The sequence below is a fragment of the Salmonella sp. 32070601201500089SM genome, assembly GCF_017573605.1.
Classification (GTDB): Bacteria; Pseudomonadota; Gammaproteobacteria; order Enterobacterales; family Enterobacteriaceae; genus Salmonella; species Salmonella enterica.
Genome location: NZ_JAGETK010000001.1, coordinates 245,624 through 263,507 on the forward strand (window position 1 = coordinate 245,624; position 17,884 = coordinate 263,507).

Consider the following 17,884-nt stretch of genomic DNA (forward strand, 5'->3'; position numbering starts at 1 on the left):
GAGGACAAATGGATCTCAAAACCTATCTAAAGACCTCTGGCGTTCGCCAGCAGGATTTCGCTCAAGTGGTCGGTGAGACGCAGGGCTATGTCAGTCGTGTTGCATCTGGAAAATGCCTTCTTGGTGCTGCAACTGCATTGAAATGGGCCGCAGCAACTGGCTACCAAGTTACACCGCATGATCTACTCCCCAATATTTATCGAAAACCAACTGACGGACTGCCGGAACAGAATGCAGCTTAACAAAGGGCGTATTTGAAATCTGATTACGCTTAATCAGGTTTTCAGCGACAGGAGACGCGAAGAAGTGGAAAACCTCGACGAATTGAAAAGAGAAATCTTCAACTGGGCTGCTGAGCGTGGGCAGGAGCATGTTGCTATTGAGATCACTCGCATGTGGTTTCGAATGGGCGGCAATACCAACTGCGTAAAACTGCACCCGATGGAGGATTCGAAAGGTAATGCTGACTGGCGGGCAATCAACAACAACCGTCAGCAGATTTTTCGCTGGCTACGTGGTGAGACGAAAGCGGCAAGAATCAAAACTAAAGCGCTGGCCATGGCGATGGAAGCTGCATTGCCTGCGGAACGATATGCACAGCTGGGAATGACCACTCAGCAGTTAATTTGCATTGCGATTCGTGATTTTGCCGCAGCGATTATTGCTCTGTTGCTTGATGCAAGGGATCGACCCCAGCGGATAGCACAGGCATTACAAGCCATACAGGAAACACAGCGCCTGACCAGCGTTTAACTTGTATCGAGGAAAGACCAATATGCAGACATCAACAGACCGCATCACCTGGCGGAACGGCTGGCGTTTAAATGGCGAACCGTCCTGTGCGCATGATGTACGGGGAATATTTGAAGAACGCCTCGCCGCGAAAAAATGGGAAATATACGAACAGCGTAAAGCTGAGATGATCGAGACGTGCGTTTTCCTCACACCGAAAGACTACGAATTAGCCTGTCGTGAACTGGCTGAGTTGCTGGGGATCTGACTATGAGCATGACCCTAATGGCCCGGGCGATGGCAATAAAAACCGGAAACCCAATTCGTAAACTGGTGCTGATTAAACTTGCTGATAACGCCAATGATAATGGCGAATGCTGGCCATCTTATCAGCATATTGCTGATCATTGTGAATGCAGCAGGAGTGCTGTTCGCTCGCACATTGACGCGCTTATTGGCATGGGCGTTTTAACAAAAGAAAACCGCATGGGTATAAACAATGGTAAGGGCAATACGTCGAATGTGTATTACCTGAATCTTGATAACCCTATGCCACCAAAAAGCACAGCCCCTGTGCCGTCAAAAATCACAGGTATGCCGTTAGAAAACACACCCCCTATGCCATGTGGTGGCACCAGAACCAGTCACTCTTTTGAACCAGTCAATGAACCTAATGATCCCCCTAACCCCCAGAAGGGGGAGGGCGACGAATGGCTCCTTGCTGACGCTAAAAAAGCCCTGGAATTCTACAACGAACAAACCGGAACCCGTTGCCGTGATATTAAGCCGTTCGTATTAAGGGGCTTGTATCTTCAAACCTTGTATCAATGATTGATATTCAGGTTGGAATAAACGGAAAAATTGTCCCACCTGCAACCGACTCCAGCCTGGTTTATGGTGATACTTACGCCTATTTTTCCACTTCATCTTCACAAATTCAGGTTAAGCAATATGGCAGCTCTTCTTGAAAGCATTATTCCGGCCTACCCCTATACGCAATATAATGACGATCCGGATATAGTTGCCTTTTTTGATGCTTATAACAAACTGGCACAGGGGTATCTTGATTACTTTAACAACCTGAATTTACCTTGCTGGACCTCACCGGCAATTACCGGTGAGTTGCTGGACTGGATTGCGGCGGGTATTTATGGGGAATCACGCCCCCTGCTTCAGATCTCCGAGGATGCCATTGCACGTGGAGCGTATAACACTATTGAGTACAATAATGTCGCGTATGCAAAACTGAGAAATTATGTTCCCGGCTCAGCGTCATATGTTCCGGACGACTATTTTAAACGGATACTGACATGGAATTTTTATAAAGGCGATGGTTCGCACTTCTGCATCAACTGGTTCAAACGACGGCTTGCACGCTTTATACATGGAGCTAACGGAATAGACCCACCTGTACAGTCCACTTTTGATATTAGTGTAATGCCCGATAAGGGCATTTTTTTTGTCTCCATTCCTGACTATGGCGATGGTGTCGGGCACTTTCTTAAAGATGCAATTGACCAGTCGCTGGTGAAACTCCCATTTATTTATACCTATTCGGTAACGGTGGTTGAGCAATGATTATTGGATTCGGAAATAATGTCGTCTCCTCACTGGCGGCTGATATTACCGCCAGCCAGACGACCATTCAGGTGATGCCTGGTGCGGGAGCGATGTTTGCTAATTTGCTTACCAGCGATTATGCGAACAGCTCAAACCCTCTTAAAACTTACGCCAAAATTACACTGACAGACGCAAAAGAAACAGTTTTTGAGGTATGCCATCTGACAGCAATTAATAATGACATGCTGACGGTTATTCGCGGTCAGGAAGGTACAACAGCGAAGGGATGGTCACTGAATGACGTTATAGCGAATTTTGCGACGCGAGGATCTGAAAATCAGTTTGTACAAATTGAAGAGCTCCAGAGTGGGCATTATGTCGCTGGTGTGGCCGGAGGTACAGAGAATAATCTGACGCTGGAGTTACCAGCAACTTATTTCGTCAATGGTGGAGTTGACTGGACATTGCGCACTCCACTTGTGGTTATTCCGGCGCTAAACAATACCGGAGCCAGCACTCTGCAACTGACGATGGGAGGACGTGTGCTTGGCATATTCCCACTATACAAGGGGAATAAAACAGAGTTATCGGCCAATGATATTATTAAAGATGTTCCTGTCTTATGCGTTCTGGATAATACAAAAACCTATTTTTCTGTGCTTAATCCCCTGGAGATTTATTTGGGATCACGGTATTTGCAGAAGGACCAGAATCTGTCCGACGTACCGGATAAGGCCAAAGGTCGGTCCAGTCTTGAGGTCTACAGCAAAACCGAAAGTGATGAAAACTACATGGCTAAAAGCCAGTGTGGTGCGGATATCCCGAATAAGCCGCTGTTTGTACAAAATATCGGAGCGCTTCCTGCCAACGGTACGGCTGTTGCAGCGAACAGACTGGCATCACGCGGCGCGCTTCCGGCACTGACTGGTACGACAAGAGGCAGCGATAGCGGCCTGATAATGGGCGAGGTCTACAACAATGGCTATCCGACGCAATACGGAAATATTTTACGTCTGACCGGAACCGGTGATGGGGAAATCCTCATTGGCTGGAGCGGGACAAACGGTGCGCCAGCGCCCGCATATATTCGCAGTCATCGAGATACCGCCGATGCTGAGTGGTCAGAATGGGCAATGCTCTACACCACACTAAACCCACCTCCGGATTCGCATCCAGTAGGGGCGGCGATAGCATGGCCGTCTGATACTACTCCGGCAGGTTACGCTCTGATGCAGGGGCAGTCCTTCGATAAATCTGCTTACCCGTTACTGGGTATAGCGTATCCGTCCGGCGTTATTCCTGACATGCGAGGCTGGACAATAAAGGGTAAGCCCATCAGTGGACGTGCTGTACTGTCGCAAGAAATGGACGGCAACAAATCGCACAGTCACAGCGCCAGAGCGCAGGATACCGACTTAGGGACAAAAACTACCTCATCCTTTGATTACGGCACGAAATCGACCAATACAACGGGCAACCATACTCACCAGTTCGGCGGTTATATCAATTCATACTGGGGAGATTCCAATCACACCTCATTTCAGCCTGGAGGTGGTGCATGGACACAGGCCGCTGGCGACCATGCACATACAGTTTATATCGGAGGACATGAGCACACCATGTATATCGGTCCACACGGACACGTCGTTATTGTGGACGCAGACGGTAATGCGGAAACCACGGTTAAAAATATTGCATTTAACTACATAGTGAGGCTGGCATGATTAAATTAATTCTTTCGGCACCTGTTCCAGCAATGGCCGCGGCTTTTGAACATTCTTTTCAGAATACCGAAAATGTGGAAATTATCCCCGGACCGTTTGAAACCATACCGGAATTTGACTGCATGGTCATTGCGGCCAACAGTTTTGGTCTTATGGATGGTAGTGTGGATGCTGCTATTACGGCATATTTCGGGCCGCAATTACAGGAACGGGTACAGCAAAATATCATCCGTGAATACCTGGGAGAGCAGCCCGTCGGCACCGCCTTTGTTATTGAAACGGGTAACAGTCAGCATCCGTGGCTGGTTCATGCCCCGACGATGCGCGTTCCGCTGATAATCGACGGCACCGATGCGGTTTATAACGCAACACGGGCAGCGTTACTGGCAATATTTCAGCACAATAAAAGCGCCGGGGAAGACAGGAAAATTAAATCAGTTGTATTCCCTGCGATGGGGGCCGGGTGTGGTCAGGTATCCCCGGGCAGTGTCGCCCGGCAAATGAAGCTGGCGTGGGATGGTTTTATTAACTGCGCCACGAAAATTAACTGGCAATACGCCAGCGCCCGCCAGGATGCTGTATTCAGCACAACGGCATACTGTCCGTCAAAGACGCTTTGCCCGAACGCCAGAACGGAATATATCGGTTTTGGTGATTACAGAACGTATTGCAAAAAATCAGGTAACACCTGCATCAGTCCCCGTCATCAGGTTGATGATATTTATATTGGTGCGCATAGCCATGCTGTTTCCCCCGGTACTTATCCCCACAGCCATCACCTGAATACAGAATATTTATCCGGAGTAAAAAATGACGTTTAAAATGAGTGAGCAGGCACAGACAATTAAAATTTATAATCTGCGTTCAGATACAAACGAATTTATTGGCGCAGGTGATGCATATATCCCGCCGCACACGGGATTACCGGCAAACTGTACGGATATTGCCCCTCCTGATATTCCCGCCAGTCATATTGCTGTATTTGACGCTGAAACCGAAACGTGGAGTCTGCATGAGGATCACCGTGGCGAGACGGTTTACGACACAACAACCGGCAATCAGGTTTATATCTCCGAACCCGGCCCGTTGCCCGAAAATGTCACATCAGTTTCACCAGACGGTGAATACCAGAAATGGGATGGTAAGGCGTGGGTGAAGGATGAAGCTGCGGAAACAGCGGCCAGACTTCGTGAAGCTGAAGGGACCAAAAGCCGTCTTTTGAAAATGGCATCTGAAAAAATCGCGCCGCTTCAGGATGCAGTAGATCTGGACGAAGCAACCGATAAAGAAAAAGCTTCTCTTCTGGCATGGAGAAAATACAGGGTGCTGGTAAACCGGGTGGATACATCTGCGCCTGACTGGCCGGATATACCACGCTAAATATTCAGGTGGGTTTATTACCCGCCTTTTCTTTTTCCTGTCGTTGTGCCATCAACCTGACAGCCGGTACAAATAGCCCCCTCTTGTGTACTGACCTGAAAATATACTCACCCCTTAACCACGGAGTTAACCGGATGAGTGATTTTCACCACGGCACGCAGGTCATCCAATTTAATGGAGGTACGCGCATCACATCCACGATATCGATCGAAATCGTCAGTATGGTCTTTACGTTTAGCTTTGCCGAAACATTGCTCGCGTTTATATCATACGTTTGCAAATAATTATCTCCAGGAGCTGATAGTCAAATTGCTGGTATCCATAAAAATATGTTCATGCTTAAATTCTATAAAATTACAAAACTCTTCATAATTGTGCCGTATAGAACAATTAAAATAATGCCTTAGCCCACCGCAGACACCATCAATGTATGGATCGCCATAAGGTTTACTGTGCATAATTTCAAGTCCTTTTTTCAATGCCGGATGCTCGCTGCGGTTAACGGCGATAATCCCATTTTCAAGACTCATGCTATTACCTTTACGACTTACATGAACAGCAATACCATCAGGTAAATACAAAGTGCCGAGCTTACCTGTAAGTAACATATCAGCATCAAGATATATGCAGCCACCTCCAGGTTGCAGGTGATGGCAGCCATGTTTGCCCGCCTCCAGAAAAGCATTACTTCCTTTTAATAAAAAAAGAGTTCTGTAAAAATCAAACCGTACATGTCCCAAGCGTTTATCATGGGACGAGACAAGGGACTCCTCTGGATTGTTCTTTAAAACTTCATTTAAATTCTTTTTTATCTCACCAAGCAGATATTCATCTCTGACATTTGCTGGTTGAGCTTCAATTTTAGCGATGTTTTCTAAATAAATATCTGATAGTTTCTTGTCATACATGCTATAATCCAGGTCGGAATTATAGATAACCTTTATATTTTCATGTTGTTTTTCCAGCTTTGCTAATGCTTTCTTTTGTCCAGCACTAAAATTCCCATCAACTAAAATCCCGATAGTTCTCTCTTTTTCTATTATAGCGGCGTTGATAATATTATTGAGATAGGGGTTTTGTTGAGTATTAATAATTGGGACCTGGTTTTCCCCAAACCTGCTTGGGTTTCGTTCAAACCATTGAAAAAGTAGGGGGGTGTGCTGATCTAATGGCAATAAAGGATATTCAACTCCGGCAAAGTTTGCACTACCTGATGAAGGCAGAGTAATAGCTGGAGTTGCAGTATGAGAATAGTTCTGGCATGAAAGAAAACCTCTGACTCGAGAAAACATTTTTCAACCCTTACGCTATTAATATAACATACCATGATTTGAGATTGATAAGATATCGGGTTTTAACCTTAGTTTAATAAATTGGAAGATTTTTGTATGAAGATTTTCTACCGTATTTTCGTGCCATAGCTATCTGAAACGGTAGTTTTTACTTGGTTAGGGGGCTTAAAATTACATTTTTGAATAAGTATTTTATACTTCTTATACGATATGTTTTTATTGTATTGCAGGGGTACAGGGGAGATTGGTGGACGACGACCGAAACTAACATCGGAACAGTGGGCGCAGGCCGGGCGCCTGATTAGGGCAGGAGTACCGCGACAGCAGGTAGCGATTATTTATGATGTGGGGTTGTCGACGCTGTACAGAAAGTTTCCTGCAGGAGAAAATGAAACCGCAGACATACCGTATGCAACGTGCTGCGGCTAGCTGATAAGCTTGTAAAAATCTTGATCAGGGAGTGGAGCCTTTCTATGAAGCTAATTTGTTTAATTTCATTTGTAGTGACTTTATTTCTTGGTCAATAATGTTAAATCCCTTATTGACTGCATCTCTAAGTTCTGCATCAATATTTTTTATCCCTTGAGCATAATCTACCATTACATCTATTTTTGCATCATGTAATCTCTTATACATGGTTTTATCATTGTTATTGTCAGCCATACCAATAAGGATTTTTTCATAATCCTCAATGAGCTTGTTGTTTCCTTTAAATGATTGTATTAATGAACGTGAATATGTGTAAATATTAATTATTGAGTCTCTTGCAGAATCATTTAGTTTTGCAATAATATTCGCATTTTGCTCATAGAATGTGAAATTATCATCCCCTACAGGGAACGTGAGAATTAACATCTGTCCGGGTTTGATATTATCAACGTGTGTTTTCATCCTTTTGTTATATAAATTGATTAGGGTGAAAACTTCTCCCTTAACTCCTTTTAATACCGAAAGCTGCAATTCAAGGGATTCTCTTTCTGTCTCTACTTTAGAAAGCTTAGCTTGTTGGGTAACTCCTTTTAGGGTAAACCATCCGCCAATAAGAGTGCCAACTAGGGCTGTGAGGGAGGAGGATAACCATCCAGGGATGCTATTTAAAAGATTACTAAATTCACCCATTATAAATACTCACTAATGTTGAACGATATATATCAAATTATTATAAAACGCGTCAGCTACTGGAGAAGACTACCTGAACTTCAATCTATTCCTGCATCCATATAGTTGATGGCCTTCTGGAGTTCTTCGATTAGGGCAACAGCTTTTGCTCGAGAGATGCATATTAGTTGATCCGGAAATTCTTGTAAGGGTCAGTTTGGTATACAGTCCATGTTATCTGTAAATGAGGTGGATAGATAGACCTCGTTCGTGAGAAGTGAATAGCTCACTTCAAAATCTGTCAGTTCAGGAACGCTGCTGACGTTGGAATCTTTACTGGTCATATAGTTATCCGATACTGTTTTTTTGTACAGTTTATTGTTCGATGGTTGTGTAAGTGTAGTCAAGTGGATATGCCTAACTGGAAAGAATATTGTTTGTTTGATAGGAGCTAACTTTTTGTTTTTGCTGAATGTTGAAATAAAGTAGTATTCTTTCTATTTATTATAACCAAATGATAATAAATGAATTTTTTCCGGTCTTGAAAACCGGCGACCCGAAAGGGTTCCAGAGTTCGAATCTCTGCGCTTCCGCCAGATTAAACAAGGGGTTACCGAAAGGTAGCCCCTTTGTTTTTTAGGCGCTTAGAATATAGTTAGAAAATACTGTTAGAATATTTCCCGAAAAAACGGACTACGCGAGTCTTTAGTTTCTTTTCGTTTCCCGATGTGTCTATTTATTGAAGATGTAGGCCATTCTGGGAGGTGAAGAATGCCCCATCTCTTTCAGAATAATGTTGGTATATTCGACAACAGGGCCTCTTGGATGATTTTCTTCTTTATCCTGAAGATGGGTCAGTGCATGTACAACTTCATGAATAAATGAACGTTTTGTGTCAAAAAGTTGTCTTCCTTCGTTACTTTCATAATGTTCGGTATATGAATCATCAGAATCGTCCAGATTGAGACAAATAACTTTCCTGCCTTCTGAAAGTTTGAAGTGTTCCTGAGCCACGGTAGTTTCAAAGGCTTCGCCTGCCCCCAGTAGCCAGCGCTGCTCCACATCATGTAGTTCTTTTTCATATGCGTAATTCATCAGTCTGCGGAATGTTTCGCTTTGGGTATACGCATTTTGAAGTACGGAGGATAGTTCATCGTAGCATTCGTCATAAGTGTCGTCATCAATTTCTGTATCAGGGTCTATTCCACCCGCGCCTGAGATAAGGTACTCCACCACACACTCTGGCTCCAGACGGAATTCACTGTTTATGGCAAGGCTGTCATGAGCAAGGCGTAGCCATGAGGGGTTTGGTGCATGTTCGGGAATATCGGGGAAAACAGGTGTATCTGCGGTATTTAATCCATATGTGGATACTCCGCTTTGAGGTATTAATCTGTAGGTGACCGGAAGCATAACTTCTTATTTCCTGACTACAATTATGAATTATTTAAATTAAACAATAATAGTGTTTTTAGTTAATGTGCCACATACAGATAACGCTATGATTCAGACAAAGCCAACAAGTAATACGCTGAAAATGTTATTTATAATGAAACTTAGGGGCGGGGTTTATTTAATAAAACAAGGGGGCCTCTGTTTGAATACTTCTTGTTTATAAAATCCCTTTATCTTGACTAAAATATCGGATGGGGGAAAAGAGTTCTATCATTGTAATCCGGGAGTGGAGTAGGGGTATGTTGACTACCTGTCAGATCGGCTCCTGTTAATGCTTTCGCTAAAGTTAGAGCTATCTTATCTAATTTCGCACCATTTAGTTTGGTGTCAGTTAAGTCTGAGCCGAATAGAATTGCAGCGGTTAAGTTTACACCGGACATGTTAGCGCAAGTCAGGTCTGCGTGAGTCAGGTTTGCTTTAGTCATGTTTGAACCCATTAGATTTACAGCGTGTAGATTTGCACAACACAAATTTGCACCGACTAAATTTACATTAGATAGATTTGTTTCACGGAAATCTGCATCAGAAGCATCTATGTCTGACAAATCTTCCCCCTGGAAATCTTTATGAGCCAGGTTTACTCCGCGCAGGTTCAGAAAACCATCCTCGGTTATAAGTGAATCAGGCTGTTGTATATTATGTTGACTCATCAGTTTTAACATTCGACATACATTCCAAAATCTCTCGCTATCAACTTTATCCGTTACAGTTTTTCCATTTTTGTTCACTTCAATAATGACCATGGGAGCCGTATTTTCGGATGCTGCTCCACATGACAGACATATAGTACACCCGTTGACATCCTCCAGAAATATTTTATTACCATCGAAGAAAGCATTTTTATTTACATATAATAATGATGTGGTCAGTTTTCCAATTACCTCCCGAAAGCATCTTTCATTGCTTCTTCTTACTCCACCACAGGTAAAAAAATTGACAAACCATTCCAGTATACCGCGTGGTGAAGTTGCACTTTTCATTGCTTCTTTCGTACCGGTACCGGCCGCATGCAAATATCTTAATATATTTTCTGGGGACGCGTTAGTTATTGGCATTTTGATTCCTTCTTATGGAAGTGAGTCGACTCCTTATAGGTGTGAGTCAAGTCACATTTATACAAGGAATAATAAAAAAAGATATAAGGTGATTTTTGTATTTAGAGCTTTGGTTGAGTATGAGTAGGTGTCTGGCATCTGACAAGAGGCGATGATATCTGCCATAACGGTGAAGCAGAAGTAATATCATCCGTGAATAATAAGATTATCCTTGCTATTGACTTCCTTCATTTCCAGCATAGCTTACGCTTCATCATCATTGAATAAACAATTAAGTTTGTTGAGCGAAAATTTACTTAAAGAAAAAATAATAAGCACTAATATTTTTTGCAGTATTTCAACTTATACCAGAATAAATGCGCGTAGATGGCGTAAAAACCTGATGAGCAGGAATACTTACACACTAAAAATGCTCCCGCAAACAGAGCAAAATGAGAGAGATGAACGTTTGCCCCTTACATTTCCACCAAAGATTCTGGTCTTGTCTCTTGTAAAGGGCATACGTATCGCGTTTTATCTCATTAAGAAAGTATGTTGACGTATTAAATTATGCATAATGCTCTTTCAATTGCTTCACGTTTGAAATGAATAATTCAAAACCAGTGAGCGCCTCTTCTTCGGTACTGGTTTGCGGCAAGCGATAAAGCGCCACTAAAGCAGTATTGTCTGCGTCAGCGCCGATAGTGACGGCGCTGGCGTAGTTCAGACGTAAAAAATGCTGCAAAGTCAGGATGTCGTCAGGCAATGGCATAAAGGGACAGCACATTTCCAGTGTATGATCGGATTCATTAAAATAAACCTGTATCCCATCATCAATGATGAGAAGTGGCTCATCTTCTGGTGCATCCAGGCCTAACGCGGCATATAAACGATTTAATAGACTTTCCATATAGTTACCTCAAGACTCAAGATGTGATTAATGAAGAAATGCCTTTTACTGACTGCCAAATATTTTCATCCCCAACTCGTTTTTGATAGGAAAGATTGAGCACCTCTGGCGATAAATTTTTCATTACTTTGTTTCCCGCCCCGCCCGTATTTTGTTTCTGAATCTCCAGGTTACCGCTATTCAGTAATACTTTTTGGAAAATTTTCTGTCCACCGCTATCCGGAAGACTACCAGGCGCACTTAACATATGGGTCTGATGTAAGGAAATGATCTCTCGCTTGATTTCTGAATCCATCATCCCTGTACGATCTTTGCCGCTTTTACAATTCCAGGCGGGTACCGCGTCAATTTCATGGGCTAACATGGCAAGGCGTTGTGCGAGTTTATAGGGTTCGCCGCCATCTTTATGATGTTGGTTATTTTTCCATATATCCTTAATCTGGCGCGCTAATGTATTGACGACCTCATAATTATCCGGGTATTGCGCCAGCCATTCGCCAACCCAGCCACCTGGTCTGGCTTCAGGGCGTAAATCATTGCCTAATAACTGATGTAGCGCCTCGGCATTATAGCTATCCGATGCCTTAAGGCCAAAGCCGAGCTTGAGCGCCAGCTCATTAACACCCACATTAAATGCGGCGACGTCCGGTTTTATTTTTACCGTCTGTAGATCGCCATCTTTATTGCGGATTTTTAAATGAATCATTTTTCCCGGCTGGGTCAACGATTGCCATGCGCGCATTTGATCCTCGACCATCGTTCCCTCTTTGCCGAAAATATTCGACGCGGTGAGTAACCCGACGGATACCAGTTTCAGGCTTACCGCCTCGCCCGCTAAGGCTTTGTTAAGCAACTCAGGTTTACTAAAAAGTGCCGCAGTTAATACTTCTTTGGCTTTGTTTTCAGCGCCGACGTGACGCAGAAGCGGATCTTTTTCATGATAGGGGGAAAGCACGCCATGACGTATCCCGCAAAAAAGCGTTTTATCTTTACCGTCCTCATGCACACTCACCGTGGACATCCACAAATTATTGGCGTGATGAATATTCTTGGTATCCCAACTGCATACGCCCTTTCCCTCATAAGCACTGGGAAAGATATCTTTTGCGCCGATTTTCATCTCTGCTGCAGGGAGCTGCGTGTTGGTATAGTGATGCCCGTTATGCGTGAGTGTATTTTTTATGGTTTGCCAGGGCTGGTTATTAAGCTGCTTGACCTGAGCATCTCTAAACGCTACTGCCGCAAAGCGATGAGCTTCTTTTGCAGGTAAGCCATCCTGCTGCTGAGTGCGTGCTGCAATAAGTTCGATAAGATTTTTCTTCAATGCTTTTGCCGCGGCTTCTTCTTGTTTTGTTGCTGGCCGGTCCGCTTTAACTTTGGCTAACTCCATTTGGTTTGCCATTGACGTTAGAACCGGGTCTTGTTTACCCAGAACGGTTGCCGCGACGGTAAGAAGATCGCGCTGTAAGTTATAGAGGTTATGCAGCGAGTGGTTAGACGTCTTCTGATGCTGTAGATAATTCCCCCATGTCGCGCCGGGTTCTCGCAGGACAATAATTTCCGGGCGAGCGTCGGGCGCTTTAGCCGGCGCTTTGCCCTGGCCTGAGAGAATCTGCATTCCGTTGTATAAGGTTTTTTGTAGGCTTTTAAAAGCCTCCTGGGTTTTTAGTGAAGCTGAGTGATAGAAGCTCTGTATTTGCATAGCGTTTTTAATATTCCTGAATAGGGGAGTGGGAACATTCAACAGGGTTAACAACCCTTTAAAAGGATGTGACTTTTATGCACTAGGAACTTTAAAAAAATGTCCTTTTTAATGAGGAAACGCTTCTGATCAGGCGGGGAGGTATCCTGACGTCCATACGTAGTGGCGATCATGGGGGAGATCGGTACATCAAATGTTCATAAAATCTACAAACTTCACAATTTATGGCACAACTTTTATTGAAAACCCACCTTCTTGACTCAGATCAAATTCACCGATTTACTCCTGCGTAAAGTAACGGCGTTACATCAAATGTTATACAGGTGTGTGTATGCCAGCAAAGCCCCGGACAAGTAAGACCGTGACGAAGAATATTCGTTTTTCCTATTCCATGCTTGAACAGATAGAATTCGCGTTGAAATCTGAAAAGACGCGGAATTTTTCAGCATGGGTAAAAGAGGCCTGTCGGGAAAAGTTATGTAACACGGGACATAAGCTGTAGTTATCGTCTTATGTAAGAGGGGGCGGCCATTTTGAAAAGAACAACGTGCTTATATACCTCCTGGGTTTTTGCCGCTTTTGTCTCTCTGCTGATATTTGCCTGGAGTGTCATAAACTATCCTCTCTATGAATCCATAATAATTATTGTCTTTTATATCTGGCTAATTCTGGTACCGCTTTATCTTATTGTGTATGAGTGGCTAATAGATTGTCATTAAATTTATGGTTGCGTACTTGAAAAGTGATATTTCATATCTGTACGGTAAGTCATTGTCGTAATAATATTATTGGTCAGGCGACGGGCGAGCGTCTGCGCATTTTGCATCGTTTTATCTTCAAAATTTTGCAGTAAGCGTTGCGCTTCTTTCGGATGCGACGCATATAATCTCAGATAGCTCTGCTCCATCTTATACTGCTGTTTAGCTGTTTGCTGTTCAAATGTTTTCCAGGCGTGTTGCACATCTGGCGCAAACGCATTGTAGTCCTGCATAACCAGCGTTTGCAGCGTGCGGAATGTCCAGTAGGTAGAGTCGTTGCTCGCCCGATCGGTTCCTTTATCATCTCCGGGTTGATAATGACGCATCCCCTGATAATAGGGGAGATAGACGCTAAGAGATGGCATTCCATAGGCGATGTATTCTACGTTGCCGATAGCCTGCGGTAATTTCGGTCTGACCTGTAAAATATGTGACTCCTGGGTACGAAAAACGGATATAGGTCGCCATGGTTCTTGTGGATTATGACTGGCATAAGGGTCGTGCGACGTTCCCTGATAGTGATTGCGTAACGCGTTTTTTACTGCCGCCACGCTGATCTTCGTTATTGGCGTTAAAAAAACAGGAAATGTTTCCCCTTCGCTAACGACCGTATCCAGATGCGGATTAAACTGGTGTTGTAGCGTCCAGACGCGCGGATAATTATAGGTGGTATCGTTTTTGTTATCCTGCGAATAGGCTTGATGAAAGTCGAATTCGCCGCGGGCCGGATCATATAATCCCTGCTTTTTCGCAAAGCTTACTAACGTTGGTGACGCCATATAATTCGCGTTATCATTCGGATCGTAATGGCGTAAACGTCCCTGATTGGCGGAAACGAAATAGCTATCTGCCGGAAGTCGTACTGCCAGCCATTGATGACCGCTTCCCGTCTCCAGATACCATATCTCTTTGCTATCAATAAACGCGACGCCGAAACCTTCGCCCGCGCCTTTTTGTTCAATAATGTCGCCCAGTAATTTGGCGCCCTGACGCGCCGATTGCGCCACTGGCAGGATCACGGACTCAATGGCGTCTTCCGTGATTCCCGTTTTTGTCACGTAAGGATCGGCAGCCAGCGCCGCTCTGCCGTTGTAAATGGTTTCCGTTGCGCTCATTCCGACGCCCGCCGAATTGAAACCGGCTTCACCCATGGCGTTATCGTTAGTATCAAAGTCATGAATTGCCGTATAGCGCATCGCTGTCTCCGGAAGCGGCCAGCTAAAATTGTTCCGATGTGCTTTATACTCGCCTTGTTGATGAAACGCGACGGGATGAATAACCTTATGCTTGGCGTTATTTGCCGAGCCATCCTCGTTGCGCGCGATAATGAAGGAGCCATCAGCCGAAGCCTGATTGCCTACCAAAAGGGTAGTACAGGCGATGACTTTACCCATACCCAGCAGCGTAACGGCGAATGCAAGATACTTTTTCATAAAGGTTCCCACTGAATAACGCGTTATGGGATGAATTGACCCTGGATTGGAAACCGAGAAAGTGATCGAGCCAGCAATATTCTTTGCCGGCATCCTTTATTTTCTTTTTATTGAGGTTGTATTGATAACCACAGACCTGTGGCAGGGAAGGGAAACAGAACCTGTCCTGACCTTAGCTATCACCGCTATCAGGCAGACGAACCGAAAAGATATTATGTTCATCGGCATAGCGGTAAGATGCCGAGCCACCGTGTAATAGAGCAATCGCGTTAACCAACGATAGCCCCAGGCCGAAACCGGCAGTGTGGCGGGCATTATCTCCTCGCCAAAAACGCCGGAAAAGCTTATCCGCATCGGCGGGGTGGCTGCCCGGATTAGCGACCCGAATTTCTGCAACGTTATCATCATAAGCGCTTTCAATACGTATCACGGCGTTTTCATCAGAATAACGGATGGCATTCGTCAGCAGGTTTGAGAGCACTCTTTGTAATAATATTTCGTCAGCCCATACCGTTCCCTGACATTGATTTATAAAACAGATGCGCTTCTCCTCGGCAAGGGGGCTAAGATAATCCAGCATATTTTCGACTAGCGCATTGAGCGAAACAGGCTGTTTTTTTACCGCTATATTCTGGTGCTCCGCGCGTGCCAGAAAGAGAATATTTTCTGTCAGTCGCGACAGTCCCTCCAGCTCTTCAATATTATCGACAAGGGCTTGTTGATACTCTTCGGCGCTGCGTTCCTGACTCAGCATCACCTGGTTTTTCCCCAGTAAAATATTAACCGGCGTGCGCAGCTCATGCGCCAGATCGTCGGCAAATTGGTTCAGGCGTTCAAAATCGTCGGAAAGCTTCTGGCGCATGGTATTTAGCGCTTGTCCAAGCGGCCTGAGCTCAACGGGTAACGCCTGTTCCGCCAACGGCTGGCGAAGTGTGCCGCTGTCTGTCGCCGCGGTAAGTCGGCTGAGCGACGTAATGGCCCGCAGCCCGTTTCTGATGACTAATGGACTGAGCGCCGAACAGACGAGGATCGCGATAAGGCTCATCAGCAAACTGTTGCGGCGATATTGCGTCAGCATTTGCCGCCTTTCCGTCGCCAGCCTGGCAATAGTAAGGGTCAGCGGGTCATCGCCGCTTCTGGCGTTTACTCGTACCGCGGTCAGCTCCGTGCCTTGCACCGCCTGGCGAAATAAGGTTTCGCGGGTGATGTTTTTAGTCAGCGGAATCTCGTTAAAGCGTTGGTCGGGGATGCCGCTATGATTAATCGCAACATTGTGGCCTGTTGCTGAATGGATCAATAAGATGTCCTGCTTCGTATCCACCATCCGATTGAAATAGAGCGGCAGATTTTCCGGCCTGGCGCCATCCAGTAACAGTTGCTGCATTTGCGCCGCCCGATTTATTAGCGTCATATCATCCCGATACGTTAATTCTTTGCTCAGCGCGTTATAGAGCGTCCAGCTAATGCCGGTACAGGCGAGGATAAGTATGGCGATAAAAGAAATTGTCAGGCGCAGCGTCATTGATAACTTAACCATTCTGCGACGCTTCCGCCTGTAATCGATAACCCATCCCCCGGACGGTCATAATGAGCTTATTTTCAAATGGATCGTCTACTTTGGCGCGCAGCCGACGAATCGCGACATCAACGGTGTTGGTTTCACTATCAAAGTTAATTCCCCAAACTTCGCTGGCGATCGCGGTTCGGGGCACGATTTCTCCTGCCCGGGACGCCAGTAACCAGAGGAGCAGGAATTCTTTGCGGGTCAGGGAAATCGGTTTGCCATTTCGTAACACCGATTGCTTTGTGGCATCCATGTCCAGACCATTGATCGTCAGTCGGGTAAAGACCGGGACATGCTGTCTGAGTTGAGCTCTCACCCGGGCCAGCAGTTCGGCGAAGGAAAAAGGCTTAACAAGGTAATCATTAGCGCCCGCCTCAAGACCTTTGACGCGATCCTCAACCGAGTCGCGCGCCGTCAGGCAAATAACAGGGGGCTGATATGCAGTGCGCAACGCGCGTAAAACCTGCCATCCATCAAGCCCCGGCAGCATAATATCAAGAATAATCAATGAATAATGTTCCTGAAGGGCCAGGTGTAATCCGTCTCGTCCATCACAGGCATAATCAACCACATAGCCTGCCTCCGTGAGTCCCTGACGTACCCACTCAATGGTTTTCTGGTTATCTTCAATCAATAAAATCTTCATCAACGCAGTATGCCATAGGCTTGGTAGTGAATCCGTAAATCTCCAACAAGATGACATAATTGTCATGTCCGTGTAAGGTTAATCCTGGACGCGCCAGATATATTTTCCTGCATCAATACCGTAAAGGAGTGAAGCATGAAACGATATATACTGGCTACCGCGATAGCATCTCTTGTTGCAGCCCCGGCAATGGCGCTGGCCGCTGGCAACAATATTCTCAGCGTACATATTCTCGATCAGCAAACAGGCAAACCAGCGCCCGGCGTGGAGGTGGTACTGGAGCAGAAAAAGGATAACGGATGGACGCAATTAAACACCGGGCATACCGACCAGGATGGACGTATTAAAGCACTGTGGCCCGAAAAAGCTGCCGCGCCGGGGGATTATCGCGTTATTTTTAAAACCGGCCAGTATTTTGAAAGTAAAAAACTAGATACGTTTTTCCCGGAGATTCCCGTCGAGTTTCATATCAGCAAAACGAATGAGCACTATCATGTGCCGCTGTTATTAAGTCAGTATGGTTATTCAACCTATCGCGGGAGCTAATTTAGAGCCTATCCCATTAGGGCTATTTTACTTGCCATTTTGGACCTGGG

At 45.1% G+C, this 17,884-nt stretch carries 19 protein-coding genes and 4 pseudogenes; 12 read left to right on the plus strand and 11 right to left on the minus strand.

The window, feature by feature from the left end; all coding sequences use genetic code 11:
* The first annotated feature begins 8 nt into the window (after window positions 1-8).
* The 8 genes and pseudogenes from J4728_RS01140 (at window position 9) to J4728_RS01175 (ending at window position 5,396) form a co-directional block, all read left to right on the plus strand.
* A complete protein-coding gene (locus tag J4728_RS01140) occupies window positions 9-242 on the plus strand; it encodes a helix-turn-helix domain-containing protein (protein WP_000364674.1) in 234 nt (77 codons plus the stop codon).
* 64 nt (window positions 243-306) lie between these two features.
* Window positions 307-753, plus strand: a complete 447-nt coding sequence (locus J4728_RS01145; protein ID WP_000429172.1) for a toxin YdaT family protein — start codon at window positions 307-309, stop codon at window positions 751-753.
* A 22-nt stretch (window positions 754-775) separates the two neighbouring features.
* The gene (locus J4728_RS01150; protein WP_001195066.1) at window positions 776-1,000 is read left to right on the plus strand and encodes a hypothetical protein; all 225 of its coding nucleotides are present in this window, start codon (window positions 776-778) and stop codon (window positions 998-1,000) included.
* Window positions 1,001-1,002: 2 nt separating this feature from the next.
* Window positions 1,003-1,530 (plus strand): annotated as a pseudogene (locus J4728_RS01155) (helix-turn-helix domain-containing protein); the annotation flags it as partial.
* Between the two features lie 153 nt (window positions 1,531-1,683).
* Window positions 1,684-2,310, plus strand: coding sequence for a hypothetical protein (locus tag J4728_RS01160; protein WP_000729406.1), 627 nt, complete (start codon window positions 1,684-1,686; stop codon window positions 2,308-2,310).
* An 833-nt stretch (window positions 2,311-3,143) separates the two neighbouring features.
* Window positions 3,144-4,016, plus strand: a pseudogene (locus J4728_RS23775) (phage tail protein); the annotation flags it as partial.
* Window positions 4,013-4,837 (plus strand): macro domain-containing protein, encoded by an 825-nt coding sequence (locus tag J4728_RS01170; protein WP_208210937.1) that lies wholly within the window; start codon window positions 4,013-4,015, stop codon window positions 4,835-4,837. The pseudogene J4728_RS23775 and the gene J4728_RS01170, both read left to right, overlap by 4 nt.
* Window positions 4,827-5,396 (plus strand): tail fiber assembly protein, encoded by a 570-nt coding sequence (locus J4728_RS01175; protein ID WP_208210940.1) that lies wholly within the window; start codon window positions 4,827-4,829, stop codon window positions 5,394-5,396. The genes J4728_RS01170 and J4728_RS01175 overlap by 11 nt, the downstream gene beginning before the upstream one ends.
* Window positions 5,397-5,680: 284 nt before the next feature.
* On the opposite strand, the gene sseK3 is transcribed toward J4728_RS01175, so the two are convergent.
* Entirely contained in the window at window positions 5,681-6,688 is a 1,008-nt protein-coding gene (gene sseK3 / locus J4728_RS01180) for a type III secretion system effector arginine glycosyltransferase SseK3 (RefSeq protein ID WP_208210945.1), read from the minus strand.
* A 228-nt stretch (window positions 6,689-6,916) separates the two neighbouring features.
* Here sseK3 and J4728_RS01185 point away from each other — a divergent pair.
* Window positions 6,917-7,117, plus strand: a pseudogene (locus J4728_RS01185) (helix-turn-helix domain-containing protein); the annotation flags it as partial.
* A 42-nt stretch (window positions 7,118-7,159) separates the two neighbouring features.
* Here the strand turns inward: J4728_RS01185 and J4728_RS01190 are convergent.
* From J4728_RS01190 to pipB, 4 genes and pseudogenes are all read right to left on the minus strand, one after another.
* A complete protein-coding gene (locus tag J4728_RS01190; protein ID WP_208210947.1) occupies window positions 7,160-7,807 on the minus strand; it encodes a hypothetical protein in 648 nt (215 codons plus the stop codon).
* 80 nt (window positions 7,808-7,887) lie between these two features.
* A pseudogene (locus J4728_RS23780) lies at window positions 7,888-8,130 on the minus strand (hypothetical protein).
* A 388-nt stretch (window positions 8,131-8,518) separates the two neighbouring features.
* Entirely contained in the window at window positions 8,519-9,199 is a 681-nt protein-coding gene (gene pipA, locus J4728_RS01195; RefSeq protein ID WP_023250578.1) for a type III secretion system effector protease PipA, read from the minus strand.
* 221 nt (window positions 9,200-9,420) lie between these two features.
* Window positions 9,421-10,296, minus strand: coding sequence for an SPI-2 type III secretion system effector PipB (gene pipB, locus J4728_RS01200; protein ID WP_208210951.1), 876 nt, complete (start codon window positions 10,294-10,296; stop codon window positions 9,421-9,423).
* Window positions 10,297-10,513: 217 nt separating this feature from the next.
* Between pipB and J4728_RS01205 the strand changes: the two genes are divergently transcribed.
* On the plus strand, window positions 10,514-10,834 hold the full coding sequence (locus J4728_RS01205; protein ID WP_010989012.1) for a membrane protein: 321 nt from the start codon (window positions 10,514-10,516) through the stop codon (window positions 10,832-10,834).
* Window positions 10,835-10,843: 9 nt separating this feature from the next.
* Here the strand turns inward: J4728_RS01205 and sigE are convergent, their stop codons facing one another.
* Together sigE and sopB are read right to left on the minus strand one after the other, a co-directional pair.
* Window positions 10,844-11,185 carry a type III secretion system chaperone SigE gene (gene sigE / locus J4728_RS01210; RefSeq protein WP_000444720.1) on the minus strand — a complete coding sequence of 114 codons (342 nt, stop codon included), beginning with the start codon at window positions 11,183-11,185 and terminating at the stop codon, window positions 10,844-10,846.
* Window positions 11,186-11,201: 16 nt separating this feature from the next.
* Window positions 11,202-12,887, minus strand: coding sequence for an SPI-1 type III secretion system effector inositol phosphate phosphatase SopB (sopB, locus tag J4728_RS01215; protein WP_001166950.1), 1,686 nt, complete (start codon window positions 12,885-12,887; stop codon window positions 11,202-11,204).
* 331 nt (window positions 12,888-13,218) lie between these two features.
* Here sopB and J4728_RS01220 point away from each other — a divergent pair, with 331 nt between their 5' ends.
* Window positions 13,219-13,389, plus strand: coding sequence for a YlcI/YnfO family protein (locus tag J4728_RS01220; RefSeq protein WP_001111006.1), 171 nt, complete (start codon window positions 13,219-13,221; stop codon window positions 13,387-13,389).
* On the opposite strand, the gene J4728_RS01225 is transcribed toward J4728_RS01220, so the two are convergent.
* The 4 genes from J4728_RS01225 to hprR form a co-directional block, all read right to left on the minus strand.
* A complete protein-coding gene (locus J4728_RS01225; RefSeq protein WP_000174813.1) occupies window positions 13,390-13,500 on the minus strand; it encodes a hypothetical protein in 111 nt (36 codons plus the stop codon). It lies immediately after the preceding gene.
* Between the two features lie 108 nt (window positions 13,501-13,608).
* The gene (locus tag J4728_RS01230) at window positions 13,609-15,078 is read right to left on the minus strand and encodes a C69 family dipeptidase (protein WP_000760235.1); all 1,470 of its coding nucleotides are present in this window, start codon (window positions 15,076-15,078) and stop codon (window positions 13,609-13,611) included.
* A 172-nt stretch (window positions 15,079-15,250) separates the two neighbouring features.
* Window positions 15,251-16,615, minus strand: a complete 1,365-nt coding sequence (locus tag J4728_RS01235) for a heavy metal sensor histidine kinase (RefSeq protein WP_000240045.1) — start codon at window positions 16,613-16,615, stop codon at window positions 15,251-15,253.
* Window positions 16,608-17,288, minus strand: a complete 681-nt coding sequence (hprR, locus tag J4728_RS01240; RefSeq protein ID WP_001529126.1) for a response regulator transcription factor HprR — start codon at window positions 17,286-17,288, stop codon at window positions 16,608-16,610. The genes J4728_RS01235 and hprR overlap by 8 nt, the downstream gene beginning before the upstream one ends.
* Before the next feature lie 135 nt (window positions 17,289-17,423).
* On the opposite strand from hprR, the gene hiuH reads away from it, so the two are divergent.
* A complete protein-coding gene (gene hiuH, locus J4728_RS01245; RefSeq protein WP_000833182.1) occupies window positions 17,424-17,834 on the plus strand; it encodes a hydroxyisourate hydrolase in 411 nt (136 codons plus the stop codon).
* Window positions 17,835-17,884 lie beyond the last annotated feature (50 nt).